This window comes from Variovorax sp. 01N425 (assembly GCF_056399465.1).
Genome location: NZ_JBFTRJ010000015.1, coordinates 59,746 through 85,703 on the forward strand (window position 1 = coordinate 59,746; position 25,958 = coordinate 85,703).

A 25,958-nucleotide genomic window follows, 5' to 3' on the forward strand; every position below is an offset into this window, starting at 1 on the left:
CGCGGATTGTGCCCGTCGCGGCGCGGCCGCCCGATGTTGGTTGAGAATGCGGCCCCAACATGGCTGATGAAGTGCAGGACTCCCTTTTTCCCGATCTTCCGCGCCCGACCGAGGCTCCCTCCACTGTGCCGCCGGAGGCCGAGGCCGAGCCGCCCGCGAAGAAGAAGCCGCGCGGCGCCATCGTGGCGTCGGCGCCCGCCGGCCCGGCGCTGGTCGAACTGGCCGCGGCGCTCCCTCCCGGGCTGCGGCTCGGCACCTCTTCGTGGAGCTATCCGGGCTGGGCCAACCTCGTTTGGGATGGCGAATACGCCGAGGCGGTGCTGTCGAAGAGCGGCCTCGCCGCCCTCGCCCGCCATCCGCTCTTTCGCACCGTGAGCCTGGACCGCAACTTCTACCGCGCGCTCACGGCCAGCCAGTACGCGCGCTACGCGGCCATGGTGCCCGACGACTTCCGCTTCGTGGTGAAGGCGCCGAGCCTCGTGACCGACGCCACCGTGCGCGACGAAAGCGGCCGCGGCACGCAGGCCAATCCGGTGTTCCTGAACAGCGAGATCGCGATCCAGGAATTCGTGCAGCCGGCGCTCGAAGGGTTGGGCCACCGCATCGGCGCGCTGGTGTTTCAGCTGAGCCCGATCCCTGCGCAACTGCTGGCCGACCAGCCCGCGCTGCTCGCACGTATCGGCGAGATGCTCGAGGCCTTGCCCGGCCTGAAGCCGACCGCGCCCGATGCCGTGATCGCCGTCGAGGTGCGCGACCCGCAGCTGCTCTGCCCCGCCTTCGCCGACATGCTGCGCAGCGTGGGCGCCACCTTCTGCATGGGCCTGCACGCCAAGATGCCGCCGATCGAGGACCAGCTGCCGATGCTGCGCGCGCTCTGGCCCGGGCCGCTGGTGTGCCGCTGGAACCTGCACCGCCGCCACGGCCGCTTCGGCTATGAAGATGCGGAAAAGCTCTACGGCCCGTTCGACAGGATCGTCGATCCCGACCCCGAGACCCGCGAGGCCCTGGCCCGCGTGATCGCGGGCACCACCGGCGCGGGCCAGCTGGCCTACGTCACGGTGAGCAACAACGCCGAAGGCTGCGCGCCGCTGACGATCGCCTCGCTTGCGCGGGACATCGCCGGGCTGCCAAAGCGCTAACCTGCGTTGTCCTTGGCCGCCACCGTCATCTCCAGCTCCACGCTCGCATTCTTCGGCAGCGCAAAGACGCCGACGGCCGTGCGCACATGCACGCCGGCCTCGCCGAACACGCGGTGCAGCAGCTCGGAGGCCGCATCGGCCACTTCGCTCTGCTGCGCGAATTCGGCCGTGCACTGCACGAAGACGCCAACGCGCAGCACCTTCTCGATGCCGTCGAGCGAGCCGAGCTCGCGGCGCAGCAGCGCGAGGCAGCGCAAGGCGCAGATCTGCGCGGCCTCGCGGGCCTTGCCGAGCGGCACCTGGTCGCCCACGCGGCCGGTGACGACCACCGTGGTGCCCACGCGCGGCACCTGGCCGCTGGTGTAGAGCGTGCGGCCGTCGCGCACGACGGGGATGTAGTTGCCGCCGGCGACGAGCTCGCCCTCGAAGCTGTGGCCCAGCTCGGCGGCGATGCGGTCGGCAATCTGGTCTCGGGTCTGCGACGTCATCTTTGTTGGCTTCCGTTTAGTGAAGCCTCATTGTCGCCAGCCGCTCTTCGGCGAACAGATACAGATCGCACAAGCGCGATGCACAACAGACGATGCGTCACGCCTCAGGCCACCGCCCCAGCACCTCGTGGATGCCTTCGCCGACGTGGCTTTCGATCAGCGAGAACGAGTCGGCCATCCACCGGACCGGCTCGACCAGATGCGGCTCGATCTTGCGCGGCGTGTAGGCCAGCGTCATGTGGGGCGTGAAGCCGCGCTCGGGCTTGAAGCCCGCATCCGCCAGCGCCTCGCCCAGGCGCTGCCTGAATGCCGCAAGCGCCGAGGTGCCGCTGCCGCACAGCACAAAGGCCTTGCTCTGCTCGAAGCGCATGGCCTCGTCGAACACCACCTCGAACGACGGCGGCGCCACGGCGGCCGCGGCCTGCAGGGCGGCTTGCAGCTTCTCGCGCGGCACTGCCGGAAAATGCCCGAGGTGATGCAGCGTGACGTGCAGGCGATGCGCCTCGGTCAGCTTGCCTTTGAGCGCGTGCCGGTCCTTGAGGCGCGCCGCCAGCGCGGCAATCGATGCGGCATCTTCGGGGCGTGGAAAGATCGCGAAGAACAGCGAGCGCGGCAGGCGCTCCTTGGGTGGTACGGTGCGGCGCGGGCGGCGCAACGGCGGCGGCGCGGGATCGATGCCTGGGAGCAGCAGTTGTTCGGGCATGGGAGATATCGGATTCACCGGTGCATTCAAACACGGCCGGAGACCGTCGGTTGACCCGCACCCGGAACTCGGCGCATGCTGCACGGCTCTGACCTGCCATGAACGCCCTATCCGCACCCGGCCTTCCCCGGCGCACCGTCGCCGCAGCGCTCGTTGCCATGCCCGCGCTCTGGCTGGGCGCCCGCGCGCAGCCGGCGGCAAGCCGGCTCGCCACCCCTTCGCAGACCGAGGGGCCGTTCTACCCCGTGCGCCTGCCGCAGGATTCCGACGGCGATCTGCTGCGCAACGGCACGCTGGACTACCGCGGCGGCCAGCCGGCCTGGGTCGATGGCACGGTGACCGACCTGGGCGGCAGGCCGCTGCGCGGCGCGCAGGTCGAGATCTGGCAATGCGATCAGAACGGCCACTACCACCACCCCGGCGACGGCGACCGCGCCGACGCCGCCTTCCAGGGCTTTGGCCGCGTCACGGTCGGCGAAGACGGCAGCTACCGCTTCCGCACCATCCGCCCGGTGCCCTACAGCGGCCGCACGCCGCACATCCACGTCAAGGTGAAGCTCGGCACGCGCGAGCTGCTGACTACGCAGCTCTACGTGGCCGGCGACCCGGGCAATGCGCGCGACTTCATCTGGCGCAATCTTCCGCAGGCCGCAAGGGAGGCTGTCACAGTGCCTTTCGAGCGCGGGCCGGATGGCCTGCAGGCGCGCTTTCCGATTGCCGTTGCGGCCTGAAGGCGCTCAACCACGGACGCGCGGGGAATCAGGTCCGGCCTGCAAGGACGGCTTACGGCGCCGGCGCCAGGCATTGTTCGAGTCCCTGCACCAGCACATCCCTGGGCAGCTGCTTGCCGATGAAGACGATGCGGCTGTGGCGCAGCTCGCCCTCTTTCCAGCTGGAGCCGGCCTCGGTGCCCATCAGCATGTGAACGCCCTGCAGCACCACGCGGGTGTCCAGCCCGGACACTGCGATCACGCCCTTGTAGCGCATCAGGTGGGTGCCGTAGATGCGCAGGATGGCGCCGAAAAAGTCCTCCAGCCGCGCCGCATCGAAGGGCCGTTCGGCGCGAAACACGAAGCTGGAAACGTCGTCATCGTGTTCGTGGTCCACATCGGTCAGGAAGTCGGGTTCGATCTCCAGGATCGCATTCAGGTTGAACCCGCGGATGTCGAGCAGCTGGTCGATCGGCGCCTGGCCGAAATGCGCTGCGGTGATCGGCGCGCGCGCATTCATGCGCAGCAGGCGCTGCTCGAGCGCCTTCACCTCGTCGACTGGCACCAGGTCGGTCTTCGAAAGCAGGATGCGGTCCGCAAAGCCCACCTGCTCCTGGGCCTCATGGTGCTCGTCCAGCTGCGCCATCGCATGCTTGGCGTCGACCAGCGTCACGATCGCATCGAGCAAATAGGTCTGGCTGATCTCTTCATCGACGAAGAACGTCTGCGCCACGGGCGCGGGGTCGGCCAGCCCGGTGGTCTCGATGATCACGCGATCGAAGCTCGCGCTGCCGTTCTTGCGGCGCGCCGCAAGCTCGCCGAGGATGCGCACCAGATCGCCGCGCACGGTGCAGCAGATGCAGCCGTTGTTCATCTCGATGATCTGCTCGCCCTCGTCCTGCACCAGCAGTTCGTTGTCGATGCCGGCTTCGCCGAACTCGTTTTCGATCACGGCAACCTTGTGGCCGTGCTGCTCCTTCAGGATGCGGTTCAGCAGCGTGGTCTTGCCGCTGCCGAGGAAGCCGGTGAGGATGGTGACGGGAATGAGGCTCATGGATGACTTTGAGTGAAGATTGATCGGGCGCTCGGCAAGCTCAGCGCTTTGCCGAGAGCGCCGAGGCAATGGTTGTGGCGTTGTGCGCGAACAGCTTCAGGTAGGTGTCCGCCTCGGTCCCCGGTGCCGACAGCGCGTCGGAATAAAGCCGGCCGCCGACGATGCCCCCGCCCTCACGCGCAATGCGCTGGACCAGGCGCGGGTCGGAGATATTCTCGACGAACACCGCGCGCACATCCTCGCGCCGGATCTGGCCGATCAGGCGCGCAACCGAGGCGGCCGAGGCTTCGCTGTCGGTGTTCATGCCCTGCGGCGCAAGAAACTCGATGCCGTAGGCCGCGCCGAAATAGCCGAATGCATCGTGCGAGCTGATCACGCGGCGATGCTGGCGAGGCACCGCGTCGAAACGCGCGCGAATCTCGCGGTCGAGCGCCTGGAGCCGCTCGATGTAGCTCGCGCAGTGCTGCCCGATCTCGCCCGCGAATGCCGGCCGTGCCCGCGTCATTGCATCGCGCAGGTTAGCCGCATAGCGCTGCGCGTTCGCAAGGTCCTGCCATGCATGCGGATCGGGCTCGCGGCCCATGCGGCGCACCGGCACGCCCTCGCTGGCCACGGCGACGGGACCGCGGTAGCCGGATGAGCGCACCAGGCGGTCCATCCAGCCTTCGAACCCCAGTCCGTTGACGACGACCAGTTCGGCATTGGCGAGGCGCCGCGCATCGGCCGGGCTCGGCTGGAAGACGTGCGCGTCGGAGTCCGGACCGACCAGGGCCGCGACTTCGACGGCGCTGCCGCCGATCTCGCGCGCCATGTCGGCAAGGATCGAGAAGCTCGCGACGACGCGCAGCGGCCGTGGTGCGGTGGATTGCGCAAGCACTGGCAGCGGCAGCGCAACGAGCGACGCGGCGAAGAACCGGCGGCGCGCGGGGTTCGATGGAAAGTTCATGTCAGGTCTCCCGCTGGGCCGCCCCAAGGGAGGCCTGCGCCCCCTCGGGGGGCAGCGAATACACGAAGTGATGAGCGTGGGGGTTCATGTCAGGCATTTCGATGAGAACGTGGGCGCAGGAGCCGGGCGAGCAGTCCGCCGTGCGGTCCGAACACGAGCGACAGCAGGTAGGCCGCGCCCGCCACCAGCACGATCGCGGGGCCCGAGGGCCACTGCGCATGGAAGGACAGCAGCAGCCCGGCAAAGCCGGACAGCAGCGCCATGCCGGCTGCAACCAGCGCAAGGCTCCAGACTTCGGCGGCCCAGAAGCGCGCCGCGGTGGCCGGCAACATCATCAAGCCGACCGCCATCAGCGTGCCCAGCGCCTGGAAGCCCGCCACAAGATTGGCAACCGTAAGAACCAGAAAGATGCCGTGCACCAGCGAACCGGGCCCGCCCACATTTCGCAGGAAGCCCGGGTCGAGGCATTCCACGAGCAGCGGCCGGTAGATCACCGCCAACACGACCAAGGTCAGGCTCGCGACGCCGGCCATCAGCAGCAGCGCCGCGTCGTCCACCGCAAGGATGGTGCCGAAAAGCATGTGCATCAGGTCGACGCTGCTGCCGTGGGTCGACACCAGCAGCACACCCAGCGCGAGCGCGATCAGGTAGAAGGCCGCAAAGCTCGCGTCTTCGCGCTGCGAGGTGACGCGAGTGACGAAACCCGCCGCCAGCGCCACCGCGAGCGCCGCGAAGAATCCGCCCACGCTCATCGCGGCCAGCGAGAAGCCGGCAAACAGAAAGCCGAGCGCCGCGCCCGGCAGCAGCGCGTGCCCCATCGCATCGCCCATCAGGCTCATGCGCCGCAACACCAGCAAGGTGCCGATCGGCGCACTGCCCAGGCCGAGCGCCAGCGTGGCCACCAGCGCGCGGCGCATGAAGCCGTACTCCACGAAGGGCTGGACCAGCAAGGCACCTGCGGTCATGCAGCTTCCTTGCAGACAGGCGCATCCTCGTCCCACGCCTCGGCCATCTGGCGCGCGCGGAACAGGTTCTCGGCATGCAGCACTTCGGCCGTCGGCCCCCAAGCCACGCAGCGCCGTGCCATGAGCAGGGTGCGGTCGAAATGAAGGCGCACCTGCTCGAGGTCGTGCAGCACGGCAATCACGGTGCGCGCCTCCGCATGCCAGCGCGCGACCACGGCCAGCAGGTCGGCAGTGGTGCGCGCATCGATCGCGTTGAAAGGTTCGTCCAGCAGGATCACCGGTGCGTCCTGCAGCAGCACGCGCGCAAAGAGCACGCGCTGGAACTGCCCTGCCGACAGCTCGGCGATGCCGCGGCGCTGGAAGCCAAGGCCGACGGCCTCGAGCGCCGCCCCCACGGCATCGCGCTGCCGCGCGGCGATGCCCTTGAAGCAGCCGAGCCGTCCCCAGTGTCCGAGCGCCACCAGGTCGAACACCCGGATCGGAAAGCTCCGGTCGATCTCGGCCTGCTGCGGCAGCCACGCGATGCGGTCGCGCGAGGCGCCATCGAAAGAGACCCCGCCCTCGGCCGCCCGGATGCGTCCCATGATTGCGGCGAGCAAGCTGGTCTTGCCCGCACCGTTCGGCCCGACGATGGCAGTGAGCGAGCCCGGCGCAAACTCTCCCGACAGGTGATGCACGGCCGGGTGGCCGCGATAGGCCACCGTGAGGTTGTTCAACCGGATGGCGGGAGGAGGCATCGGCGCCCCGCTCATTTCAGCGCCCAGCCAACAGCCAGCCACAGTGCCGCGGCAAGCATCAGCGCGCCCGCCACACGCACCCATGCGCTGGCCATCAGCAGGCTCGGCGGGCTTTGCGGCCAGGCATTGGGCGCGGCTTCAGTTTGGCGGGCTGGGTGTTTCATGCCCTGACTATATATTGCAATTGCGAATGCATTAGCAATAACTACTTTGATCCTCTCGCAATCTTGATGTCAAAGATGGTTTCGCCTTAGACTGGATCGAAGCCTTGAATGGAGTTGAGTGATGCCTGAAACAAAAACGTGGCGAGACGGTGTAACGGTCGTGCGGGGACGGAAACTGGACCTGGTCTTGCGTGACCCATCGGGAACTGGACGTGCAACAGCGCTCGATTTCGCCGGAACCGGGGGGCAAAAGACCTGGATTGGCACAGTGACTGTCCAACCCAGTGTGAAGACGGGGCTGCACCATCACGGTCGCCATGAGGTCGCCATCTATGTGCTCAAAGGCCGCAGTGAAATACGGTGGGGCGACAGGCTCGAATTTGCGGCTGAGGTGTCTGATGGTGACTTTGTCTACTTCGCCCCCTATGTGCCACACCAGGAGTTGAACCTCAGCGACCGCGAGGCCGTTGATTTCTTGGTTGTGCGCAGCGATAACGAAAGAATCGCCATCAAAATCGACGGCGTGCCCGTCGATCGGCCGGAGATGGTGTTTTAGCGGTTCGAGAGGATCAAGAACCCGGCATCGGATCATCGCTATGCGCGCTTTTGTGGGGATGACTTTTCCGCCGCGTCCTCTTGGGTCACTGACACAGTGACCACGGCTTAGTGGACGCTGTTGGTGACTCGGACGATCGTTTGTTCCCCGTCACGATCTACGCCCGCTTGATCGAAGGCGAGGATGACACGCATCGTCTGATCTGGTTACGCAGCACTACTGACTGATCTTCGTCCTCGTCGCCCTGCCCCGAGTCGAGAGATGTGAGCATATTCGCAATAACATCTTCCAATCTCTCGCCTTCTTGCGATGTCGACGATATGATTAGCCACCATACAATATGGTGACTATGAAAAAGCTAGAACAGAAGTACCTTGCCCTTCTGGGTGAAGCCGAGCGGCGCCAGTTGCCCGATCTGGACAGCATCCGGCTTTGCTTTCAGGTGCTGTCGCTCGCCTCGTCCATCGACCGCGACTGCGCCGCGCTGCTGGCCCCGTTCGGCCTGTCCGAAGGCCGCTTCGTGCTGTTGTTCGTGCTCGATGCGGCCGACGACGGACTGGCTCCCAATGCACTGGCCGAGCGGGCAGGCGTCACGCGCGCCACCGTCACCGGCCTGCTCGATGGGCTGGAGCGCGAGTCGCTGATCGAGCGGCATGCCGATGGCAACGATCGGCGCTCCTTGACCATTCGACTCACGCGCAAGGGCAAGCAGATGGCCAGGAAGGCGTTCGATCAACATGGCCGCTGGATTGCCAGCCTGTTCCTCCATCTGTCCGCGCAGGAGCGAAAGACGCTCGGCGGCCTGCTGCAGAAAGTAGCGGCAGGCATGGCCGACCGCAGTGATGCGGCGGGAGGCCCGCCATGACCAACAACACCGCGCATCACACAACCTCGAGCAAAGGAGCTTCCATGTCCCACTACCTCGTTGAACTCTATTCGCCCAAGCCCGGCTGGCTGGCGTTGCCGGCGGTGCAGCGCAGCCAGTTCCTGGACGGAATCAAGGCAGGCATGGGCGGCCTGGGCGAACTCGGCGTCGAAATCCTGATGCTGGGCCAGACCGAGCCAGGCATCGACCAGGCCAGCGGCCACCGCTTCCTCGGCATCTGGCGCTTTCCCGATGCCAGGGCCCGCGATGCCCTGCTCGCAGGCATCAAGGCATCGGGTTGGTACGACCATTTCGAGCATGTGAATGCCGCTGGTGCCGGGAGCGACTTTTCAAGCCATCTTGCCGAGTTGGCGAATGCTTGACGCCTGCCCTACCGGCGGCGACAAGAGCTCGCGAGGCAATAGCCGATCTCCGTTGGCTTGATCGCCAGGGCGCCGCCGATGCCCCGCCTCAATCAATCTTGATCCCGGCCGCCTTCACTACATCCGCGTACTTCTTCAAATCCGCCTGGATCTGTTGCCCGAACTCCGCCGACGTATTGCCCACCGACGTGATGCCGAGCTTGGCCAGGCGCTCCTTGACCGCAGGCTCGTTCACCACGGCATGCAACTCGCGCTGAATGCGGTCGATGATGGGCGTGGGGGTCTTGGCGGGCGCGAGGATGCCGATCCAGGAACTCGCTTCGAAGCCCGACACGGTTTCGCCCACGGTGGGCACGTCGGGGAGCGATGGCAGTCGCTGCGCGCTCGAAATCGCGATGGCGTGCACCTGCCCTCTCTCGATGAAGGGCAGCGCGCCGGCCACGGCGGTGTAGAGCATCGGCAGCTGGCCGCCGACCACGTCGGTCATGGCCTGGCCGCCGCCCTTGTAGGGCACATGGACGAAGTTGGCGCCGGTCTTCACCTTGAGCATTTCAGCGGCGACGTGGGGCGTGCCACCCGTGCCAGAGCTGCCGTAGGACAAGCCGCCCGGGTTGCTCTTCGAGTACGCAATCAGCTCGGGCAAGGTCTTCGCGGGCACCGACGGATGCGTGACGATGACGAGCACTGCATCGCCGATCTTGCTGACGGGCACGAAGTCTTTCACGGTGTCGAACGGCACTTTCGCGAACACGTGCGGATTGATGACCAGCGTGCCGTCGAAGCCCAGCACCAACGTGTAGCCGTCGGGCGCGGCGGCAGCGACCATCTGCGTGCCGATGTTGCCGGAGGCGCCGGGCCGGTTGTCGACCACCACCTGCTGACCCAGCCGGGCCCCGAGGCGCTCGGCCACGACGCGCGCGCCGGTGTCCGTCACGCCGCCGGGTGTGAAAGGCACGATGAGGCGAATCGGCTTGTTCGGGTAGTCCTGCTGAGCGTGCGCCGGCGTTGCTGCGATGGCGAGCGCACTGGTAGTGGCTATTGCCAGCGCCAGCAAGCGGCGGCGCGAAGCGTTGTAGGTGTTCGTCATGGGTTTTGTCTCCGTCCTTTTGTTGATTGAATCTTCAGCGCGCCCAGCGCTTGTCGAAATCCCACACTTCTTGAAAGCCGATGAGACCGCAGAACTCGTTGAAGTCGAACAGCGGCACCTCGGGCGCCTGGCTCAGGCCGCTGTCCTTGAGGTGGCTCAGCGCGCGCTCCATCGCGGCTGCGGCCGACAGGCTGGTGAGCGAGGGGTAGATGGCCAGCGCAAAGCCGATCTCCTCCAACACCTTCGCGGGCAGGATCGGCGTCGTGCCGCCATCGGCCATGTTGGCCAGCATCGGCGTGTCGAATGCGGCGCAGGCCCTGCGCATCTCTTCTTCGGACTGCGGCGCCTCGAAGAACAGGATGTCGGCCCCGGCCTCGGCATACGCCTCCAGGCGGCGCATCGCCTCGTCGACGCCTAGCGATGCGCGCGCATCGGTGCGGGCGATGATGAGGAAGTTGTCCTTGTCCTCGCGCGCCTCGGCGGCCACCTTGATCTTCTCGACCATGTCCTGCATGGGCACGCAGCGCTTGTTGGGCGTGTGGCCGCACTTCTTTGGAAACTCCTGGTCCTCGAGCTGGATGGCCGTGACGCCGGCCGCCTCGTAGCCGCGCACCGTGTGGTGCACGTTCAGCAGCCCGCCGTAGCCGGTGTCGGCATCGGCGATGACTGCCCCCTTGCTCGTGCGCACCAGCGTCGCCATGCGGTCGAGCATCTGCGTGTAGGTGGCGATGCCCGCGTCGGGCAGGCCCAGGCTGGAGGCGGTGAGCCAGTAGCCCGTGCCGTAGACGATGTCGAAGCCGACCTTGTTCGCCACCGTGGCGGCAATCATGTCGTGCAGGCCGGGCGCGACGATGAATTCACCGCGGTCGAGCTTCTGCCGGAGGATGGGATTCGCCATGCCCGCTTACTCCGCCGTGATGCCGCCGCGCTGCGCGACGAGCGACCACTTCTTCGTCTCGCTCGCCAGGAAGGTGCGGAACTCGGCCGGTGGCGTGAGCGTGATGTCGGCGCCCTGGTCGTGCATCTGTTTTTGCACAGTGGGATCGGCCGTGACTTTCTTCAGGTCCTGGTTGATCTGCGCAACGATCGGGGCCGGCAGGCCGGCCGGTCCGAACAGGCCATACCAGCTCAGCGACTCGACACCGTTCAAGCCCGCCTCCTTGAAGGTCATCGCATCGGGGAACAGCGGCATGCGGCGATCGGCCGCAACGCCCACCACGCGCAGCGCGCCCGAGCGCACGTGCGGCAGCGCGGTGAGCACGCTGGTCACGCCCATCGGCAGGTGGCCGCCGATGATGTCGACCATGATCGGCGCGCCGCCCTTGTAGGGCACGCCGGTCAGCTTGAGGTGGCCGACCTGGCGGATCAGTTCGCCGGTCAGGCGCGTCTGCCCTTCCGAGTAGCCGCAGCCCAGCTCTTCCTTGCGTGCCGCGGTCAGCAGGTCGGCCAGCGTCTTGTAGGGGCCGTTGGCCTGCACGACCAGCACCGACGGCGAGCTCGCGATGTTGGTGATGGGCGTGAAGGCCTTGTCGGTGTCGTAGGGCAGCGACTTCATCAGCACCGGGTTGACCGCATGCGAGCCCACCACCAGCAGCAGCGTGTGGCCATCGGGCGCCGAGCGTGCCACGGTGCTGGAGCCGATCACGCCGTTGGCGCCAGTGCGGTTGTCGACCACCACCGACTGGCCCCACAGCTCCGACAGGCGCTGCGCCATGAGGCGGCCCACGATGTCGGTGCCGCCGCCGGCCGAGTAAGGCACCACGAGCGTGACGGCCTTGCTCGGGTACTTGGCGCCTTGCGCGAAGGCAGTGCCGGCCGTGCCGACGGCCGCGAGCGAGGCGAGGCCGGCGAGCATCTGGCGGCGGTTGGGATGAGGAAGGGTGAAGGTCGGGTTCATGCAAGTCTCCTGGTGTTGTCTTGTGTGTCCTTGTCACGCTGGCGGCGCAGCCAGGTGATGGCGCGGCCGCCAAGCGGCCGTTGCAATTCGTCCTGCGCGAAGTCCACCGCCGCGAGTAGGCCGGCGAGCGAGATGCCGGTGGCGAAGCCGCTGCGCTCGGCCACGAGCACGAGGTCTTCCGTCGCCACGTTGCCTGCAGCGCCGGGCGCGAACGGGCAGCCGCCGATGCCGCCGACGCTCGCATCGAAGCGGCGCACGCCGGCTTCGAGCGCCGCCCATGCATTGGCCACGCCCATGCCGCGCGTGTCGTGCAGGTGCACCGCGAGGCGCTCGATGGGCACCACGCCGCGCAACGCCAAAATGCGCTCCTTCACCTGGCCCGGCGAGGCCGAGCCGATGGTGTCGGCGATGACGATCTCGTCGGCCGCGGCGGCGTGCATGCGGGCCGACAGGCGCAGCACCTCGTCGAGTGGCGTCTCGCCCTCGAAGGGGCAGTCGAAGGCCACGGCCACGTAGGCGCGCGTGCGCAAGCCCAGCGCGCGCGCGGCGGCGATCGTCTGCTCGCTCACTTCGGTCGCCTGGTCCAGGCCCATGTTGATGTTCTTGCGGTTCATGGTCTCGGTGGCCGAAAGCACGACGGCGATCTCCTTCGCGCCGGCCGCGTGCGCGCGCTCCAGCCCCTTGAGGTTGGGCACCAGCACCGAGGTGCGCAGCGCCGCAAAGCGCGCCTGCACCTGCGGCAGGAGTTCGCCGGCGTCAGCCATCTGCGGCACGGCCTTCGGCGAGACAAAACTGGCCGCCTCGATGCTGCGCAGGCCGGCCTCGGCCAGCAGTTCGATCAGGCGCAGCTTGCCCTCGGTGCCGACGCGGATCGCCTGGTTCTGCAAGCCGTCGCGCGGTGCGACGTCGGTGATGTGGATCGCTTCCCTCGCGCTCATGCAATCGCCCCTTCGGCACGCAGCGCTTCGAGCTTGTCGGGTGCGTAGCCGACAAGCTCGCCGAGCACCTGGCGCGTGTTTTCGCCGAGCGCCGGCGGACAGGTGAACGCCCTGCCCTTGTCGGCTGCCGACAGCTTGATCGGGTTGCCCGGCATGCGCACGCGTTCGCCGGTCTTCAGCGGCACCTCGACCACCATGTCGCGCGCCAGCACCTGTGCATCGCTCAGCGCCTGCTCGAAGTTGTTGACCGGGCCGCACGGAATGCGCGCCTCGCGCAGACGCTCGAGCCAATGGGCGGTCGGTTGCTTGCGCATCGCTTCGCCGACCACCGCATCGATCTCGGCCTTGGCCGCGAAGCGCACCGGCTGCTGGCGGTACTCGGGCTTGCGCAGCGCCGGCAGGTCGATGAACTCGACGAAGCGGTCGAAGAACGGGTCGCCGATGCACGCGATGATCACGTGGCCGTCGGCCGTCGGGTAGCTGTTGTACGGCACATGCACGAAGTGCCCGTTGCCGATGCCTTCGGGCACGTGGCCCGACAGCAGATGCATCGTCGCCATGTAGTTGAGCAGCGATATCTGCGCGTCGAGCATCGAAATGTCGACATGCTGGCCCACGCCGGTATGGTCGCGCTGCACCAGCGCGGCCAGTACGCCCATTGCGCCGAACATGCCGCCGCCGAGGTCACCGATCGGGATGCCGCTGCGCGTCGGGCCCGTCTCGGGCGTGCCGGTGATCGACATGCCGCCACCCATCGCCTGCACCACCTGGTCGAAGGCCGGGCGCTGCGTCTGCGGGCCGGTCTGGCCGAAGCCGGTGACCGAGCAGGTGACGATGCGCGGGTTCACCTCGGCAAGCGAGGCGTAGTCGATACCGAGCCGCCCGGTCACGCCGACGCTGAAGTTGTCGAACACCACGTCGGCCTTGCGCACGAGGTCCAGAAACACCGCCTTGCCGGCCGGCGTCTTGAGGTCGACGCACACGCTCTCCTTGTTGCGGTTGAGCGTGAGGTAGTACGCCCCCATGCCGTCGCGCGAATAGTGCGGGTCGTTCTCCAGCAGCCGGCGGGTGCCTTCGCCGCTGCCGGGCGGCTCGACCTTGATGGTGCGTGCGCCGAGGTCGGCCAGCAGCATGGTGCCGTAGGGACCGGACAGCATGTGCGTCAGGTCCAGCACGGTGATGTGTTCGAGTGCCACGTTCAATGTCTCCGAAAGGTTGGCGAATGCCCAGCTATCGCAGGGGCCGTGCCAGCGTTCGAGACGCGCGCAAGTGATTGATTTGAAAGGGATTGTCGTTTCTCCGATCACCTCCTTGCGTTGCAATGCGACGCCCATGAAACATTGATATGTTTCAATGCGACATGCCCAGCGATCGCCCCTCCTCCCACTTCTTCCCGGCTCCCGTACGCAGCGGCGAGCTGCCACGCCTGTGCTTCCTGAGCTACCGGCAGATCCGCGGGTTCGCGATGCCGGTGGTGGCGGAATACACCGGCCGCGCCGAGATCGAGGTGGTCGACGGCACCTTCGGCGACGCACTCGCCATCGCGCGCGACCGGCTGGAGCGCGGCCTCGTCGACGCCTTCGTGAGCGCGGGCTCGAACGCGAGCATCCTGCGTGCCGGCCTGCAGGCGCCGGTCGCCACCATCCAGCTGAGCGGCTTCGACCTGCTGCAGGCGCTCATCAAGGCGCGGCGCATGTCCAGCCGCGTCGGCGTCGTCATGTACGGCCAGACCATCCCCGAACTCGACGAAGTGAAGGACCTGCTCAACATCGAGGTGGTGCAGCACGCCTACCAGACGCCCGACGACGCGCGCCAGCGCTTCGAGCAGCTGCGCCGCGAGGGCTTCGAGGTGATCGTCGGTTCCAGCCTGGTCGTCGAGCTCGCGGAGCAGGCCGGCCTGCACGGGCTGCTCGCCTACTCGCTGGGCAGCGTGCGCAAGGGCTTCGAAGATGCACTCGAACTCGCGCGCGTCGCGCGGCTCGAAGCCGGCCGCTACGAGCAGCTCAACGGCGTGCTGCACAACCTGCAGGAGGCGGTGCTGGCGGTGAACCGCGACAACCGCGTGATCGCGGTCAACCCGCCGATGCAGCAACTGCTCGGCCCGCCGCACGCGCGGCTCATCGGCCAGTCGCTGGAGGCGATCGAACCCGAGCTGTCGCTGCAGCCCACGCTCGACAGCGGGCAGGTCGAGCGCGCCGTGGTGCAGCGCTTTGCGCAGCGCGACTGGGTGGTCAACCGCACGCCGATCCGCGAGCACGGCGAGATCGTCGGTGCCGCCCTCACCCTGTACGACGCGCGCACCATCCAGGAAGCCGACACCAGCCTGCGCATCCAGCAGGGCCGGCGCCAGAGCGCGGCGCGCCACCGCTTCGCCAACCTCATCGGCCAGAGCCCGGCCTTCTTGCGCGCGGTGCAGACAGCGCGGCGTTTTGCGCGTACCGACCTCACGGTGCTGATCGCCGGCGAGAGCGGCGTCGGCAAGGAGCTGTTTGCACAGTCCATCCACAACGAGAGCGTGCGCGCGGGGCGGCCCTTCGTCGCCGTCAACTGCGCCGCCTTTCCGGAAGCCCTGCTGGAAAGCGAGCTGTTCGGCTACGAGGAAGGCGCCTTCACCGGCTCACGCCGCGGCGGCAAGCGCGGCCTGTTCGAGGCGGCGCACACGGGCACCCTCTTTCTCGACGAGATCGGCGACATGCCGCTGCAACTGCAGACGCGACTGCTGCGCGTGCTGCAGGAGCGCGAGATCACGCGGCTCGGCGCCACGGCCGCCATTCCGGTCGATGTGCGCGTGATCGCCGCCACGCACCAGCCGCTGAACGACATGATTGCCGAGCGCCGTTTCCGGCAAGACCTGTTCTACCGCCTCAACACGCTGCGCCTGCCGCTGCCGCCCTTGCGCGAGCGCCGCGAAGACATCGCGCCGCTGGCCGAAGCGCAGGTCGGGCGCTGCCTGCAGCGCCTGGGCACGCGCCTGGACCCGGCGCGCGCGCTGGCGCCGCTGCTGCCGCGTCTGCGCACCTACGACTGGCCCGGCAACATCCGCGAGCTGGAAAACCTCGGCGAGCGCATCGCGGTGTTCCTCATGCAGTTCGACCGCCTCGAGGACGTTCGCTACGACGACCTGCGGCACGATCTGCCGGAGCTTTTCGCCGATGCCACCGCAAGCGAGGTGGCCGACGACACTGGGCTGAGCGCTGCACGCGTGGCCGCGGCGCTGCAGGCGCAGGGCGGCAACCGCCAGGCCGCGGCCCGGCAACTCGGCGTGAGCCGCTCGACGCTTTGGCGCTGGATGCGCGAACGCGGCGCCGATGCACCGGGCAGCTGATGCAGCGTTCGCCCCTGGACCGAACCCACGCACCTGATCTATCCTGCCGCGGTTCCGCCGATTCAAGATGACTTCGCCCTTTCCCATCAGTTCTACCCTTCAGACCGCGATCGACGAGATCGTCGACGCCGCCGCAAAAGCCGATCGCCTCGATCGCGTCGCCGCGGTGCTGCGCGACATCACCGCCCGCTTCCACGCGCTCGGCGAGCTGGTCCATGAGGCAAGCGACGATGAAGTCCTGCTGTGCGCGAACGACACGCTGACGATCTATCACATCACCCTCACGCCGGGCCTGCAGTACCCGCCTCACAACCACTTGATGGATGCCCTCATCGGCATCTACCGGGGCAGAGAGACAAACTTGATCTACCCGCTGTCCGACGGTCGGCTGCAGGTGCCGGAGCGGCGCGAAGCCATCGCACCCGAGGTGGTTCACCTGCCTCCCGATACCGTGCACGCGGTGGCGAACCCGGGCACGGCGCGTTCGGGCGCATTGCATGTGTACCTCGGCAATCTGCTGCACACGAAGAGGCAGATGTGGCGCTTCGCGGGGGATCGGCCCGGCGTGTTCGACAACCAGCGGTATCTGGCCGAGGCGCGCGCCATCGCGCCCTGATCAACAGGTCCCCAATGCCCGCAGGGTCAAGGGCTTGGCTGCGGTCTGCAGGAGGTGGAACATGGCGCCATGTCTTCGCCAAGGCACCGATACATCAGCGTCGGCGGCACGCAGATCTTCTACCGCGAGGCGGGGCCGCCGGATGCGCCGGCGCTTCTTCTGCTCCATGGGTTTCCGTCGTCGTCCGTGCAGTTCCGCCATCTCTTGTGGACGCTGGCCCATCGATGGCGGCTCGTCGCACCCGACTTGCCGGGCTTTGGATTCAGCGCCGTCCCCGACCACCGCCATTTCGCCTACACCTTCGCTCATCTTGCCGAGGTGATCGAAGGCTTTGTCCGGGCCATGGGCATCGAGCCTCGCGCCCTCTACCTTCACGACTATGGAGCGCAGGCCGGATTCCGGCTGCTGGCAAGCGCGGCCCTGCGGCCGGCGGCTCTCGTCATCCAGAACAGCGAGGCTTATTTCGATGCGGGCCGTACCGATGCATGGTCGTCCGCCGAAGCCTATTGGCGCGATCCCTCGGACGCCAACCGCGAGAGGATGCGTGCTTCGCTTCTCAACGAAGATGGCATCCGCCGCGAGTTCGTCGAGCAGCTTCCCGCGCACATCGCCGAGCGCATCGATCCCGCGGTCATCCGCCTGGCATGCGACCACGTCCAGCGGCCGGGCGTGGCCGATGCGCTGCTCGATCTTCATCGCGACTATGGGAGCAACGTCGCGTTCTATCCTGCGATCCAGGCGCACCTGCGCCGCTCTCGCCTTCCGACCCTGATCCTCTGGGGACGGTGCGATCAGTACTACCGGCCAGCGCAGGCGGAGGCCTTTCGCCAGGACCTGCCGGACGCCGCGATCGAATACTTCGACGGCGGCCACTGGCTTCTCGAGACGCACCCTGGCGAGGTGGCTGCGGCCGTGCAGGACTTTTTGCAGCGGCACCTCGCGCCGCCGGCCCTTCGTCCACTTCACGAAATGCGAGGCGTCCAATGAAAGAACCCATCTTGCCGTGGAGCACCTGATGCCGACCCGACGCTATGCCATTCTTGAAGCGCCCTCCACGCTCGGCCTGTCGACCGACGGTGTGGAGCGCCTGCCCGGCCGGCTGCTGGAACTGGGCCTAGCAGACCGCATCCATGCGCGCCGTGCCGGGCGACTGGCCGTTCCGCCGAAAGACCCGAAGCCCGATCCATCCACCCTGGTGCTGAATGCCGATGCGATCGCGTCATGGTCGCCCACGCTCGCCGATGCGGTGGAGAAGGTCCTGGACGCGGGCGAGTTTCCGATAGTGCTCGGCGGCGACTGCACGATCGTGCTGGGTTCGATGCTCGCGCTGCGCCGGCGCGGCCGCTACGGCCTGTTCTTCATCGACGGCAACGCGGATTTCTTCCAGCCCGAAGCCGAACCCAACGGCGAAGGCGCGTCCATGGACCTGGCCTTCGTCACCGGCCACGGGCCGGCGCTGCTGACCGACCTGGAGGGCCGCCGTCCGCTGGTGCGGCCCGAGGACACCGTCGCCTTTGCATTCCGCGACCACGAAGACCAGGCCCAATTCGGCAGCCAGCCTTTGCCGGCGGAGCTCATGGCCTGCGATCTCCCCGCCATCCGCCGCCTGGGTGTCGAAGCCGCAACCCGTGCGGCCATCGACCACCTGACGCGGCCCGAGCTCGACGGCTTCTTCATCCACCTGGACGCCGATTGCCTCGACGATGCCCTCATGCCGGCGGTCGATTTCCGCGTACCGGGCGGGCTGTCATGGGACGAACTGTCGACCGCGCTCCGGCTCATCCTGGCGAGCGGAAAGGCCGTCGGCATGGAGGTCACCATCTACAACCCGCGCCTCGACGGGGACGGCAGCGCCGGCAGCGGCCTTGCTGCGGTGCTGGCCGAGGCGCTGGGGACGGCCGCGCCTGCTTGAGGGGGTGGGGCCTCCTGGCGAATCGTGGCCGCCCCTTATCCACGAGGCGGGATCGCACCGAAATTTGCGATCCCGATTCATCATCAATCGAACTTGACCAAGTCCTTGAAGATCAGCTGACCCCAGCTATTTCCGCGCGCCTGCACAAGCAGTCCACCTTCCGAAAGCCCGCCAAGCTTGATCGGCGCGAAACCGAGGTTTTCCGCAAGCGCACCGATCTCCGCCGCGGCGCCGTCATCGTCGCTCGCCAGGAACACGACTCTCCTGCCGCCATGTACGGCCGGGTCTTGTTCAAGGACTGCGGCGGCCAGATGGTTGAAACCCTTGACCAGCCGTCCACCAGAGAAGGCCTGCGCGACGGCCTTGGAAGAAGGCTGTCCTCCCAGTTCCTCGGGGGACACGCCGTAGGCATTGGTCACGTCGACGATGGTCTTTCCTTGCCAGCTGGGCAGCGCCTTCGCGACATCCTTGTGCGACTCGAATCGGACAGCCAGAAAGACGACGTCCGCCTTGACGGCTTCCGCCAGGGTTTTGGGAATGACCTCGGGCCCGATCGCGGCCGCGGCGGATGCAAAGCTTTCCGGGTCGCGCGTGGTTGCAACGGATACCTCGATGCCGCTTCGGGCAAACGCCTTGGCCAGGGCCTGGCCGATGCTGCCGAAGCCGATGATTGCGTAGCTCATGAATTTTCCTTTTGGTTTTGGCGTCAGATCTGCGCCAGGCCGCCGTCGACCGCGACCTCGCTGGCGGTCATGAAGCTGCTGTCCTGCGACGCGAGAAAGGCAGCCGCCGCGCCGATCTCCGCCGGATCGGCCATGCGCTGGAGCGGATTCATCGAGGCAAAGACCTTCATGCCCTCCTCGCCCAGCACTGCCCTCGCGAGGTCGGTCGCTGTCGGCCCGGGTGACAGCACGTTGACCCGGATGCCGGTGCCCTTCAGGTCCTCCGCCCAAGTCCGCGCGAGGTTGCGCACGGCCGCCTTGCTCGCGCTGTAGGTGCTGAAGGCCGGGGCACCCGTGGTGCCGGCGCTCGAACCGGTCAGGATGATCGAGCCGCCCTTGCTCATCAGCGGCAGCGCCTTCTGGACCGTGAAGATCGTGCCCTTCACATTGGTGTCGAAGGTTTCGTCGATGTGCTCGGCGGTGATCTTGCCGAGCGCAAGCGGGCTTCCCGCCCCGGCATTGGCAAAGACGACGTCGAGCGTTCCGCGCTCGGCCTTCACCGCCGCGTAGAGCCGGTCGAGGTCGGCCTCGTCGGAGACCGAGCCCTTCACGGCGCGGGCATTGGGCCCGAGTTCGGCCACGGCGGCGTCGAGCGCTTCCTGCCGGCGGCCGAAGATGAAGACGAAGGCGCCCTCCTCGATGAAGCGCTTTGCCGCGGCGCGGCCGATGCCGGTGGCGCCGCCGGTGATCACGGCGGTCTTTCCATTCAGTCTGGTCATGTCATGGGATCCATAGTTGAAGTTGCACGGAAGCAGGGAACTGCTTGAGAACAAGTATGGAGTTCTGATAACCTAAGGACAAGTATGCACTTTTTGGTAAGTATGAAAAAATGACGACGCCTTCTTCTCATCCAACCTGCGGTACCGGTGGCTTCTCCTGCGGGCTCGACGCCACGCTGCGCATCATCTCGGGCAAGTGGAAACCGTTGATCCTGTTTTTCCTGCGCGACGGCCCGAGGCGCTACGGCGAGCTCAAGCGCTTGATCGAAGGCGTCAGCGACAAGGTGCTGATCCAGCATCTGAAGGATCTGGAGGCCGATCGCGTGCTGGCGCGGACCGACTACAAGGAGGTGCCGCCGCGCGTGGACTACGCGCTGACCCCGCTGGGCCGCAGCCTGGCCGAAGCGATCGTTCCGCTGTGCACCTGGGGAACCGAGCACATGGCGGAAGTGGCAAGCATCTTCGCCAAGCGCGAAACTTTGTCCTAGCGGGATGGAGAAGAGCCGCTGAGTCGGAAGACCCTCCGCATTCGCGGGAGGGCGGCTGGTCGAATTCTTCCGATCAGAGTGTCAGGCTGCGCGGCAGCGGCCGGACGCGGCATCGTTCTTCACTCCCACTCGATCGTCGCCGGCGGCTTGCTCGACACGTCGTAGGTCACGCGATTGATCCCGCGCACTTCATTGATGATGCGCCCCGACACCTTCTTGAGCAGCGCATACGGCAGCTCGGCCCAGTCGGCGGTCATGAAGTCGCTGGTCTGCACGGCGCGCAGCGCCACCACGTAGTCGTAGGTGCGGCCGTCGCCCATCACGCCGACGCTCTTCACCGGCAGGAACACGGTGAAGGCCTGGCTCGTGAGGTCATACCAGCTCTTGCCGCTCTCGTCCTTGAAGTTGCGCAGCTCTTCGATGAAGATCGCGTCGGCGCGGCGCAGCAGGTCGGCGTATTCCTTCTTCACTTCGCCGAGGATGCGCACGCCCAGGCCCGGGCCGGGGAACGGGTGGCGGTACACCATTTCGGGCGGCAGGCCGAGTGCCACGCCGAGTTCGCGCACCTCGTCCTTGAACAGGTCGCGCAGCGGCTCGAGCAGCTTGAGGCCGAGCTGCTCGGGCAGGCCGCCCACGTTGTGGTGGCTCTTGATGGTGACGGCCTTCTTGCTCTTGGCGCCGCCCGATTCGATGACGTCGGGGTAGATGGTGCCCTGCGCGAGGAAGGTGGCGCCCTTGACGGCCGGTCGGCCGTCAACTCCATTTTTGCCGCCGTCGCCTGCGGCCTTGAGCTTGGCGGCCTCCTGCTTGAACACAGTGACAAACTCGCCGCCGATGATCTTGCGCTTGGCTTCGGGGTCGCTCACGCCCGCCAGCTTGCCGAGGAACAGCTCGCTCGCATCGACGCGGATCACCTTCGCGTGCAGCTTGCCCTCGAACATCTCCATGACCATGTCGCCTTCGTTCAAGCGCAAGAGGCCATGGTCGACGAACACGCAGGTCAGCTGGTCGCCGATGGCGCGGTGGATGAGCGCGGCCGCCACGCTCGAATCGACGCCGCCCGAGAGGCCGAGGATGACTTCCTCATCACCCACCTGCTCGCGGATCTTGGCCACGGCTTCGGCGATGTGGTCGCGCATGACCCAGTCGGGCTTCGCCTCGCAGATGCCGAGCACGAAGCGCTCGAGGATCGCCTTGCCCTGCACCGTGTGCGTGACTTCGGGGTGGAACTGCAGCGCGTAGTAGCGGCGCGCCTCGTCGGCCATGCCGGCGATGGGGCAGCTGTCGGTGCTGGCCATGAGCTTGAAGCCGGGCGGCAGCTCGGTGACCTTGTCGCCATGGCTCATCCACACGTTGAGCATGCCGTGGCCTTCGGGCGTGGTGAAGTCGGCAATGTCCTTCAACAGCGCGGTGTGGCCATGCGCGCGCACGGACGCAAAGCCGAACTCGCGCTTGTGGCCACCCTCGACCTTGCCGCCGAGCTGGTGCGCCATGGTCTGCATGCCGTAGCAGATGCCGAGCACCGGCACGCCCAGGTCGAACACGGCCTGCGGGGCCTTGTCGGTGGTCTCTTCGTACACGCTCGCGTGGCTGCCCGAGAGGATCACGCCCTTCAGGTGGCCGTCGGCTGCGTATTCGCGCACCCATTCGTCGCTGACGTCGCAGGGATGCACTTCGCTCAGCACATGCGCCTCGCGCACGCGGCGCGCGATGAGCTGCGTGACTTGCGAGCCGAAATCGAGAATGAGGATCTTGTCGTGTTGCATGGCGAAAGGACTCAGAGCGTTGAAATGTCGAACAGCTTGACGCCCGCCTTGGGCGCGGCCTGGAGGAGTTGCTCGTCGAAGGTCGCGAGCGGGAGATTGAGCGAGCGCGCGAGCCAGAGGTAGCCCGCATCGTAGAGCGACACCCCGGCGTCGATGGCCACGGCCAGCACCGCCTTGTGCTGCGCGGGTGCGAGTTCGTGCAGCTCGACGCGATGGCGGATGGCGTCGAGCACGCTCCACAGCCCCTCGACCGCGGACGCCGGAATGCGGCCGCTGCGCACGCCGTTGGCAAGGATGTTGGCGCACTCCCACTGCCAGGCGTTGGGCGCCTGCGGCTCCACCTCGTCGCGGCGGATGGCGGCGTAGAGCTTGCGGGTGTGTTCGCTGGCCTGGTCGGGCAAGAGCCAGGCGGCGGTGACGGAGGCGTCCATGACGAAGGCTGTCACGATTGGCGCCCTTCGTCGAGGAGTGCCCGCACCGGGTGGCCGGGCTGGATGGTGGCGTGCAGCGCGTCGATCTGGCCGAGTTCGCGCTCGATCTGCTCGTCGGTGATGACCGGCTTGCGCCGCACCGGCAGCATGCGCACCACCTCCTTGCCGTGGCGGGTGATGCGAACCTCCTCGCCCTTTTCGACCAGCTCGATCAGGGCCGAGAAGTTGTTCTTGGCTTCAGCGATGCCGATGGATTGCATTTGGGCCAGAAAATTTGAATCTGGCCTGAATTCTAATGCCAATCTGGCCTGACTTTCAAGGTCTGGCCAGATTGGGCTTGCTCATCACTTATTCAGCCCGGTAGTTCGGCGCTTCTTTCGTGATCTGCACGTCGTGCACGTGGCTTTCGCGGATGCCGGCCGTGGTGATCTCGACGAACTCGGCCTTGTTCTTCATCTCTTCGATGGTGGCGCAGCCGCAGTAGCCCATGCTCGCGCGCAAGCCGCCCGACATCTGGTAGACGATCGATACCATCGAGCCCTTGTACGGCACGCGGCCTTCGATGCCCTCGGGCACCAGCTTGTCGGCGTTGGGATTGCCGGTGGTCGATTCCTGGAAGTAGCGGTCGGCGCTGCCCTGCTGCATGGCGCCAATGGAGCCCATGCCGCGGTAGCTCTTGTAGCTGCGGCCCTGGAACAGCACGATCTCGCCGGGCGCCTCTTCGGTGCCTGCGAACATGCCGCCCATCATCACGGTGCTCGCGCCCGCGGCAATGGCCTTGGCGATGTCGCCCGAATAGCGGATGCCGCCATCGGCAATCAGCGGAATGCCGGTGCCCTGCAGCGCGGTGGCCACGCTGTCGACCGCCATGATCTGCGGCACGCCCACGCCTGCCACGATGCGCGTGGTGCAGATCGATCCAGGGCCGATGCCGACCTTGACCGCGTCGGCGCCGGCATCGGCCAGCGCGCGGGCCGCATCGCCGGTGGCGATGTTGCCGCCGATCACGTCGACCTGCGGATAGTTCTTCTTGACCCAGCGCACGCGCTCGATCACGCCGGCGCTGTGGCCATGCGCGGTGTCGACCACGATGGCGTCGACGCCGGCCTTCACCAGCGCCTCGACGCGCTCCTCGGTGCCCGCGCCCACGCCGACCGCCGCACCCACGCGCAGGCGGCCGCTCGGATCGCGCGCGGCGTTGGGAAAGCTGGTCTGCTTGGTGATGTCCTTGACGGTGATCAGGCCCTTGAGCTCCCATGCGCTGTTGATGACGAGCAGGCGTTCGAGCTTGTGCTTGTTGAGCAGCGCCTTGGCCTCGGCCAGCGTGGTGCCGTCGGGCACGGTGATGAGCTTGTCGCGCGGCGTCATGATCTCGCTCACCGGCACGTCGTAGCGGTTCTCGAAGCGCAGGTCGCGCCCGGTCACGATGCCCACCACCTTGCCGCCGTCGAGCACCGGGAAGCCCGAGATGCCGAGTTCGTCGGACAGTTGCATGACCTGCAGCACGGTGTGCGTGGGGGTGATCACCACGGGATCGCGCAGCACGCCCGATTCGTAGCGCTTCACCTTGGCCACCTGCGCGGCCTGCTCGGCGGCGGTGAAGTTCTTGTGCACGATGCCGATGCCGCCTTCCTGCGCGATCGCGATCGCGAGGCGTGCTTCGGTCACCGTATCCATCGCGGCGGAGACCAGCGGCAGATTCAGCGTGATGTTGCGGGAGAAACGGGTGGCGAGGGAGGTGTCCTTGGGCAGGACCTGGGAGAACGCTGGCACCAACAACACGTCGTCGAAGGTGAGCGCTTTGCCGAGAAGGCGCATGGGTGAAGCTCCAAAAGACGGATTGTAGCGACCGTCGGTACTTACCCGCCCTGCCAGGGGCTTCAGCCGGCCGTGGCCGGGCCGGCAAGGCGGCGAAAACGTAGCCAAATCCCAACTCGCCGGCAACGAAAGCCGGGCGCTCTCATGTTGCAAAACGTAAGGAAGGCTAAACTCGCCGCATGAAATTCGCGCATTGGCTCGTACTGGGATGTGTTTGCCTGCTGCCGCTCTCGGCCAGCGCGCAATGGCAATGGATCGACAAGAGCGGCAAGAAGGTCTTCAGCGACCAGCCGCCGCCCACGGACGTGCCGGAAAAGAACATCCTGCGCCGCGCGGGCTCTCCGCCGCCCCGAGGCGGTTCGGCGCCGGCCGCTGCCGATGCCGATGCGCCCGACGCCGCGGTACCCAAGGCCGCGGCCGCGCCCAAGCCCGCGGGCGTCGACAAGGAACTCGAGGAAAAGACGAAGAAGGCGCAGGCCGAGGAAAAGGCCAAGCAGGCCGCCGAGGCAGAGAAGAACGCCAAGGCCAAGGCCGACAACTGCGATCGCGCGCGCCAGGGCAAGGCCACCTTCGACAGCGGCATCCGCGTGGCCAAGATCAACGCCAAGGGCGAACGCGAAATCATGGACGACGCGGCCCGGGCCGCCGAGCAGAAGCGTCTTCAGTCGATCATCGAAAGCGACTGCAAATAAGCAGCCCGCGCCGGTTCAGTAGCCGGCCTTGCCGCCCTTGCGGCGGTTCGCGAAAAGACCGGTGCCGCGCGCACCCTGGCGCTGGAAGCGCTCGCGGCGCGCCACCTTCGGATCGACCGCCAAGGGCCGGCACAATTCGACGCGGTCGCCGTCCTCGAGCGGCTGCTCCCAGCCGACTTCCCTGCCCCAGATTCCCGGCGTCATGGCCTCGCGCCAATCGAGCTGCGGAAAGCGCTGCAAAAGATCGCTGGCCTTCACGGCATCGGCCACGGTGGCTTGGGACGCGAGCCGCAGCACCTGCTCGAACACCTCGCGCGGCGCGGGCGAGCAGCAGAGCGTGACTTCGATCATCAGGACGTGCCGTAGACCTGCTCGGCGCGCTTGACGAAGGCTTCGACCAGGCTGGAGGCCACGGTGTCGAACACCGGCCCCACCAGCGCCTGCAAAGCAAAGTTGCTGAAGCCGTAGCTCATGTGCAGCTCGACGCGGCAGGCGCGCTCGCCGGGTTCGCCCACGGGTGCAAACTTCCAGAGACCGTCGAGGTTGGAGAAGGGTCCATCGACCAGCTTGAGGTGCACCTCGCGCCCCGGCACGTGCGTGTTGCGGGTGGTGAAGCTCTGGTGCAGGCCGGCAAAGGCCAGGCCCACTTCGGCGGTCATGCCGGCCTCGTCTTCCTCGATGACCCTGGACTTGTCGCACCAGGGCAGGAACTGCGGATATTTCTCCACGTCGGTGACGAGCGCGTACATCTCTTCGGCGCTGTACCAGATGAGGACGGACTTGTTGACGGTTTTCATAGAATCGGGACAGCGTGCGCGACGGATTGTATTGAAGCCA

General features: G+C 67.0%; 31 protein-coding genes and 1 pseudogene. 12 read left to right on the top strand and 20 right to left on the bottom strand.

What is annotated here, in order from left to right:
- The first annotated feature begins 59 nt into the window (after positions 1–59).
- On the top strand, positions 60–1,139 hold the full coding sequence (locus AC1DSC_RS24720) for a DUF72 domain-containing protein (protein WP_369662973.1): 1,080 nt from the start codon (positions 60–62) through the stop codon (positions 1,137–1,139).
- Here the strand turns inward: AC1DSC_RS24720 and AC1DSC_RS24725 are convergent.
- Together AC1DSC_RS24725 and thpR are read right to left on the bottom strand one after the other, a co-directional pair.
- Positions 1,136–1,627 (bottom strand): RidA family protein, encoded by a 492-nt coding sequence (locus AC1DSC_RS24725; protein WP_369662972.1) that lies wholly within the window; start codon positions 1,625–1,627, stop codon positions 1,136–1,138. The genes AC1DSC_RS24720 and AC1DSC_RS24725 overlap by 4 nt on opposite strands.
- Positions 1,628–1,724: 97 nt before the next feature.
- A complete protein-coding gene (gene thpR / locus AC1DSC_RS24730; protein WP_369662971.1) occupies positions 1,725–2,330 on the bottom strand; it encodes an RNA 2',3'-cyclic phosphodiesterase in 606 nt (201 codons plus the stop codon).
- Between the two features lie 98 nt (positions 2,331–2,428).
- On the opposite strand from thpR, the gene AC1DSC_RS24735 reads away from it, so the two are divergent.
- The gene (locus AC1DSC_RS24735) at positions 2,429–3,061 is read left to right on the top strand and encodes a dioxygenase family protein (protein WP_478131936.1); all 633 of its coding nucleotides are present in this window, start codon (positions 2,429–2,431) and stop codon (positions 3,059–3,061) included.
- Between the two features lie 52 nt (positions 3,062–3,113).
- Here the strand turns inward: AC1DSC_RS24735 and AC1DSC_RS24740 are convergent, their stop codons facing one another.
- From AC1DSC_RS24740 to AC1DSC_RS24760, 5 genes are all read right to left on the bottom strand, one after another.
- The gene (locus tag AC1DSC_RS24740; RefSeq protein ID WP_369662970.1) at positions 3,114–4,094 is read right to left on the bottom strand and encodes a CobW family GTP-binding protein; all 981 of its coding nucleotides are present in this window, start codon (positions 4,092–4,094) and stop codon (positions 3,114–3,116) included.
- A gap of 40 nt (positions 4,095–4,134) precedes the next feature.
- Positions 4,135–5,040, bottom strand: coding sequence for a metal ABC transporter substrate-binding protein (locus AC1DSC_RS24745; protein WP_369662969.1), 906 nt, complete (start codon positions 5,038–5,040; stop codon positions 4,135–4,137).
- A gap of 89 nt (positions 5,041–5,129) precedes the next feature.
- Positions 5,130–6,005: a metal ABC transporter permease gene (locus AC1DSC_RS24750; protein WP_369662968.1), complete on the bottom strand. Its 876-nt coding sequence runs from the start codon at positions 6,003–6,005 to the stop codon at positions 5,130–5,132.
- Positions 6,002–6,742, bottom strand: coding sequence for a metal ABC transporter ATP-binding protein (locus AC1DSC_RS24755; protein WP_369662967.1), 741 nt, complete (start codon positions 6,740–6,742; stop codon positions 6,002–6,004). The genes AC1DSC_RS24750 and AC1DSC_RS24755 overlap by 4 nt, the downstream gene beginning before the upstream one ends.
- Before the next feature lie 11 nt (positions 6,743–6,753).
- A complete protein-coding gene (locus AC1DSC_RS24760) occupies positions 6,754–6,906 on the bottom strand; it encodes a hypothetical protein (RefSeq protein WP_369662966.1) in 153 nt (50 codons plus the stop codon).
- Between the two features lie 121 nt (positions 6,907–7,027).
- Between AC1DSC_RS24760 and AC1DSC_RS24765 the strand changes: the two genes are divergently transcribed.
- The 4 genes and pseudogenes from AC1DSC_RS24765 (at position 7,028) to AC1DSC_RS24780 (ending at position 8,710) form a co-directional block, all read left to right on the top strand.
- Entirely contained in the window at positions 7,028–7,462 is a 435-nt protein-coding gene (locus AC1DSC_RS24765; protein WP_369662965.1) for a cupin domain-containing protein, read from the top strand.
- A gap of 131 nt (positions 7,463–7,593) precedes the next feature.
- Positions 7,594–7,689 (top strand): annotated as a pseudogene (locus AC1DSC_RS24770) (DUF736 domain-containing protein); the annotation flags it as partial.
- Positions 7,690–7,811: 122 nt separating this feature from the next.
- The gene (locus tag AC1DSC_RS24775; protein WP_369664489.1) at positions 7,812–8,327 is read left to right on the top strand and encodes a MarR family winged helix-turn-helix transcriptional regulator; all 516 of its coding nucleotides are present in this window, start codon (positions 7,812–7,814) and stop codon (positions 8,325–8,327) included.
- Positions 8,324–8,710 (top strand): DUF6616 family protein, encoded by a 387-nt coding sequence (locus AC1DSC_RS24780; RefSeq protein WP_369662964.1) that lies wholly within the window; start codon positions 8,324–8,326, stop codon positions 8,708–8,710. Before AC1DSC_RS24775 ends, AC1DSC_RS24780 begins: the two co-directional genes overlap by 4 nt.
- 88 nt (positions 8,711–8,798) lie before the next feature.
- Here the strand turns inward: AC1DSC_RS24780 and AC1DSC_RS24785 are convergent, their stop codons facing one another.
- The 5 genes from AC1DSC_RS24785 to AC1DSC_RS24805 are packed head-to-tail and all read right to left on the bottom strand — an operon-like array spanning position 8,799 to position 13,828.
- Entirely contained in the window at positions 8,799–9,797 is a 999-nt protein-coding gene (locus AC1DSC_RS24785) for a Bug family tripartite tricarboxylate transporter substrate binding protein (protein ID WP_369662963.1), read from the bottom strand.
- Between the two features lie 34 nt (positions 9,798–9,831).
- The gene (locus tag AC1DSC_RS24790) at positions 9,832–10,695 is read right to left on the bottom strand and encodes an isocitrate lyase/PEP mutase family protein (protein ID WP_062366945.1); all 864 of its coding nucleotides are present in this window, start codon (positions 10,693–10,695) and stop codon (positions 9,832–9,834) included.
- Positions 10,696–10,701: 6 nt separating this feature from the next.
- Positions 10,702–11,694, bottom strand: coding sequence for a tripartite tricarboxylate transporter substrate binding protein (locus tag AC1DSC_RS24795; RefSeq protein WP_369662962.1), 993 nt, complete (start codon positions 11,692–11,694; stop codon positions 10,702–10,704).
- The gene (locus tag AC1DSC_RS24800; protein ID WP_369662961.1) at positions 11,691–12,632 is read right to left on the bottom strand and encodes a hydroxymethylglutaryl-CoA lyase; all 942 of its coding nucleotides are present in this window, start codon (positions 12,630–12,632) and stop codon (positions 11,691–11,693) included. Before AC1DSC_RS24800 ends, AC1DSC_RS24795 begins: the two co-directional genes overlap by 4 nt.
- Positions 12,629–13,828: a CaiB/BaiF CoA transferase family protein gene (locus tag AC1DSC_RS24805; RefSeq protein WP_369662960.1), complete on the bottom strand. Its 1,200-nt coding sequence runs from the start codon at positions 13,826–13,828 to the stop codon at positions 12,629–12,631. The genes AC1DSC_RS24800 and AC1DSC_RS24805 overlap by 4 nt, the downstream gene beginning before the upstream one ends.
- Positions 13,829–13,992: 164 nt before the next feature.
- Between AC1DSC_RS24805 and prpR the strand changes: the two genes are divergently transcribed.
- From prpR to AC1DSC_RS24825, 4 genes are all read left to right on the top strand, one after another.
- The gene (gene prpR, locus AC1DSC_RS24810; protein ID WP_369662959.1) at positions 13,993–15,957 is read left to right on the top strand and encodes a propionate catabolism operon regulatory protein PrpR; all 1,965 of its coding nucleotides are present in this window, start codon (positions 13,993–13,995) and stop codon (positions 15,955–15,957) included.
- A 67-nt stretch (positions 15,958–16,024) separates the two neighbouring features.
- Positions 16,025–16,573, top strand: a complete 549-nt coding sequence (locus tag AC1DSC_RS24815) for an autotransporter (RefSeq protein ID WP_369662958.1) — start codon at positions 16,025–16,027, stop codon at positions 16,571–16,573.
- 69 nt (positions 16,574–16,642) lie between these two features.
- On the top strand, positions 16,643–17,560 hold the full coding sequence (locus AC1DSC_RS24820; protein WP_369662957.1) for an alpha/beta fold hydrolase: 918 nt from the start codon (positions 16,643–16,645) through the stop codon (positions 17,558–17,560).
- Positions 17,561–17,588: 28 nt separating this feature from the next.
- A complete protein-coding gene (locus AC1DSC_RS24825) occupies positions 17,589–18,485 on the top strand; it encodes an arginase family protein (RefSeq protein ID WP_369662956.1) in 897 nt (298 codons plus the stop codon).
- Between the two features lie 83 nt (positions 18,486–18,568).
- Here AC1DSC_RS24825 and AC1DSC_RS24830 read toward each other — a convergent pair whose 3' ends face one another.
- Both AC1DSC_RS24830 and AC1DSC_RS24835 read right to left on the bottom strand, forming a co-directional pair.
- The gene (locus AC1DSC_RS24830; RefSeq protein ID WP_062366958.1) at positions 18,569–19,168 is read right to left on the bottom strand and encodes an NADPH-dependent F420 reductase; all 600 of its coding nucleotides are present in this window, start codon (positions 19,166–19,168) and stop codon (positions 18,569–18,571) included.
- A gap of 23 nt (positions 19,169–19,191) precedes the next feature.
- Entirely contained in the window at positions 19,192–19,926 is a 735-nt protein-coding gene (locus tag AC1DSC_RS24835; protein ID WP_369662955.1) for an SDR family NAD(P)-dependent oxidoreductase, read from the bottom strand.
- Positions 19,927–20,036: 110 nt separating this feature from the next.
- Here AC1DSC_RS24835 and AC1DSC_RS24840 point away from each other — a divergent pair, with 110 nt between their 5' ends.
- A complete protein-coding gene (locus AC1DSC_RS24840; protein ID WP_012747869.1) occupies positions 20,037–20,414 on the top strand; it encodes a winged helix-turn-helix transcriptional regulator in 378 nt (125 codons plus the stop codon).
- Positions 20,415–20,533: 119 nt separating this feature from the next.
- Here the strand turns inward: AC1DSC_RS24840 and guaA are convergent, their stop codons facing one another.
- The 4 genes from guaA to guaB form a co-directional block, all read right to left on the bottom strand.
- Positions 20,534–22,180, bottom strand: coding sequence for a glutamine-hydrolyzing GMP synthase (gene guaA, locus AC1DSC_RS24845; RefSeq protein ID WP_369662954.1), 1,647 nt, complete (start codon positions 22,178–22,180; stop codon positions 20,534–20,536).
- An 11-nt stretch (positions 22,181–22,191) separates the two neighbouring features.
- Entirely contained in the window at positions 22,192–22,611 is a 420-nt protein-coding gene (locus AC1DSC_RS24850; RefSeq protein ID WP_012747867.1) for a type II toxin-antitoxin system VapC family toxin, read from the bottom strand.
- Positions 22,612–22,622: 11 nt separating this feature from the next.
- Positions 22,623–22,871: a type II toxin-antitoxin system Phd/YefM family antitoxin gene (locus AC1DSC_RS24855; protein WP_369662953.1), complete on the bottom strand. Its 249-nt coding sequence runs from the start codon at positions 22,869–22,871 to the stop codon at positions 22,623–22,625.
- Positions 22,872–22,959: 88 nt separating this feature from the next.
- Complete coding sequence (guaB, locus tag AC1DSC_RS24860; RefSeq protein WP_012747865.1) at positions 22,960–24,429, bottom strand: IMP dehydrogenase; 1,470 nt, start codon at positions 24,427–24,429, stop codon at positions 22,960–22,962.
- 179 nt (positions 24,430–24,608) lie between these two features.
- Between guaB and AC1DSC_RS24865 the strand changes: the two genes are divergently transcribed.
- Positions 24,609–25,121 carry a DUF4124 domain-containing protein gene (locus AC1DSC_RS24865; protein ID WP_369662952.1) on the top strand — a complete coding sequence of 171 codons (513 nt, stop codon included), beginning with the start codon at positions 24,609–24,611 and terminating at the stop codon, positions 25,119–25,121.
- 15 nt (positions 25,122–25,136) lie between these two features.
- On the opposite strand, the gene AC1DSC_RS24870 is transcribed toward AC1DSC_RS24865, so the two are convergent.
- Entirely contained in the window at positions 25,137–25,472 is a 336-nt protein-coding gene (locus AC1DSC_RS24870; RefSeq protein ID WP_278880626.1) for an RnfH family protein, read from the bottom strand.
- Positions 25,472–25,918 (bottom strand): type II toxin-antitoxin system RatA family toxin, encoded by a 447-nt coding sequence (locus AC1DSC_RS24875; protein WP_062366972.1) that lies wholly within the window; start codon positions 25,916–25,918, stop codon positions 25,472–25,474. Before AC1DSC_RS24875 ends, AC1DSC_RS24870 begins: the two co-directional genes overlap by 1 nt.
- Positions 25,919–25,958 lie beyond the last annotated feature (40 nt).

Excerpts from the sequence above, each read along its gene's own strand:
- guaB (WP_012747865.1), bottom strand. The coding sequence starts at position 24,429 with ATGCGCCTTCTCGGCAAAGCGCTCACCTTCGACGACGTGTTGTTGGTG.
- AC1DSC_RS24870 (WP_278880626.1), bottom strand. The coding sequence starts at position 25,472 with ATGATCGAAGTCACGCTCTGCTGCTCGCCCGCGCCGCGCGAGGTGTTC.
- AC1DSC_RS24765 (WP_369662965.1), top strand. The coding sequence starts at position 7,028 with ATGCCTGAAACAAAAACGTGGCGAGACGGTGTAACGGTCGTGCGGGGA.
- AC1DSC_RS24735 (WP_478131936.1), top strand. The coding sequence starts at position 2,429 with ATGAACGCCCTATCCGCACCCGGCCTTCCCCGGCGCACCGTCGCCGCA.
- AC1DSC_RS24840 (WP_012747869.1), top strand. The coding sequence starts at position 20,037 with ATGACGACGCCTTCTTCTCATCCAACCTGCGGTACCGGTGGCTTCTCC.
- AC1DSC_RS24745 (WP_369662969.1), bottom strand. The coding sequence starts at position 5,040 with ATGAACTTTCCATCGAACCCCGCGCGCCGCCGGTTCTTCGCCGCGTCG.
- AC1DSC_RS24850 (WP_012747867.1), bottom strand. The coding sequence starts at position 22,611 with ATGGACGCCTCCGTCACCGCCGCCTGGCTCTTGCCCGACCAGGCCAGC.
- AC1DSC_RS24780 (WP_369662964.1), top strand. The coding sequence starts at position 8,324 with ATGACCAACAACACCGCGCATCACACAACCTCGAGCAAAGGAGCTTCC.
- AC1DSC_RS24775 (WP_369664489.1), top strand. The coding sequence starts at position 7,812 with ATGAAAAAGCTAGAACAGAAGTACCTTGCCCTTCTGGGTGAAGCCGAG.
- AC1DSC_RS24720 (WP_369662973.1), top strand. The coding sequence starts at position 60 with ATGGCTGATGAAGTGCAGGACTCCCTTTTTCCCGATCTTCCGCGCCCG.
- AC1DSC_RS24800 (WP_369662961.1), bottom strand. The coding sequence starts at position 12,632 with ATGAGCGCGAGGGAAGCGATCCACATCACCGACGTCGCACCGCGCGAC.
- AC1DSC_RS24750 (WP_369662968.1), bottom strand. The coding sequence starts at position 6,005 with ATGACCGCAGGTGCCTTGCTGGTCCAGCCCTTCGTGGAGTACGGCTTC.
- AC1DSC_RS24755 (WP_369662967.1), bottom strand. The coding sequence starts at position 6,742 with ATGCCTCCTCCCGCCATCCGGTTGAACAACCTCACGGTGGCCTATCGC.
- AC1DSC_RS24785 (WP_369662963.1), bottom strand. The coding sequence starts at position 9,797 with ATGACGAACACCTACAACGCTTCGCGCCGCCGCTTGCTGGCGCTGGCA.
- guaA (WP_369662954.1), bottom strand. The coding sequence starts at position 22,180 with ATGCAACACGACAAGATCCTCATTCTCGATTTCGGCTCGCAAGTCACG.
- AC1DSC_RS24725 (WP_369662972.1), bottom strand. The coding sequence starts at position 1,627 with ATGACGTCGCAGACCCGAGACCAGATTGCCGACCGCATCGCCGCCGAG.
- AC1DSC_RS24820 (WP_369662957.1), top strand. The coding sequence starts at position 16,643 with ATGTCTTCGCCAAGGCACCGATACATCAGCGTCGGCGGCACGCAGATC.
- AC1DSC_RS24835 (WP_369662955.1), bottom strand. The coding sequence starts at position 19,926 with ATGACCAGACTGAATGGAAAGACCGCCGTGATCACCGGCGGCGCCACC.
- thpR (WP_369662971.1), bottom strand. The coding sequence starts at position 2,330 with ATGCCCGAACAACTGCTGCTCCCAGGCATCGATCCCGCGCCGCCGCCG.
- AC1DSC_RS24815 (WP_369662958.1), top strand. The coding sequence starts at position 16,025 with ATGACTTCGCCCTTTCCCATCAGTTCTACCCTTCAGACCGCGATCGAC.
- AC1DSC_RS24760 (WP_369662966.1), bottom strand. The coding sequence starts at position 6,906 with ATGAAACACCCAGCCCGCCAAACTGAAGCCGCGCCCAATGCCTGGCCG.
- AC1DSC_RS24740 (WP_369662970.1), bottom strand. The coding sequence starts at position 4,094 with ATGAGCCTCATTCCCGTCACCATCCTCACCGGCTTCCTCGGCAGCGGC.
- AC1DSC_RS24790 (WP_062366945.1), bottom strand. The coding sequence starts at position 10,695 with ATGGCGAATCCCATCCTCCGGCAGAAGCTCGACCGCGGTGAATTCATC.
- AC1DSC_RS24830 (WP_062366958.1), bottom strand. The coding sequence starts at position 19,168 with ATGAGCTACGCAATCATCGGCTTCGGCAGCATCGGCCAGGCCCTGGCC.
- AC1DSC_RS24825 (WP_369662956.1), top strand. The coding sequence starts at position 17,589 with ATGCCGACCCGACGCTATGCCATTCTTGAAGCGCCCTCCACGCTCGGC.
- AC1DSC_RS24865 (WP_369662952.1), top strand. The coding sequence starts at position 24,609 with ATGAAATTCGCGCATTGGCTCGTACTGGGATGTGTTTGCCTGCTGCCG.
- prpR (WP_369662959.1), top strand. The coding sequence starts at position 13,993 with ATGCCCAGCGATCGCCCCTCCTCCCACTTCTTCCCGGCTCCCGTACGC.
- AC1DSC_RS24875 (WP_062366972.1), bottom strand. The coding sequence starts at position 25,918 with ATGAAAACCGTCAACAAGTCCGTCCTCATCTGGTACAGCGCCGAAGAG.
- AC1DSC_RS24855 (WP_369662953.1), bottom strand. The coding sequence starts at position 22,871 with ATGCAATCCATCGGCATCGCTGAAGCCAAGAACAACTTCTCGGCCCTG.
- AC1DSC_RS24795 (WP_369662962.1), bottom strand. The coding sequence starts at position 11,694 with ATGAACCCGACCTTCACCCTTCCTCATCCCAACCGCCGCCAGATGCTC.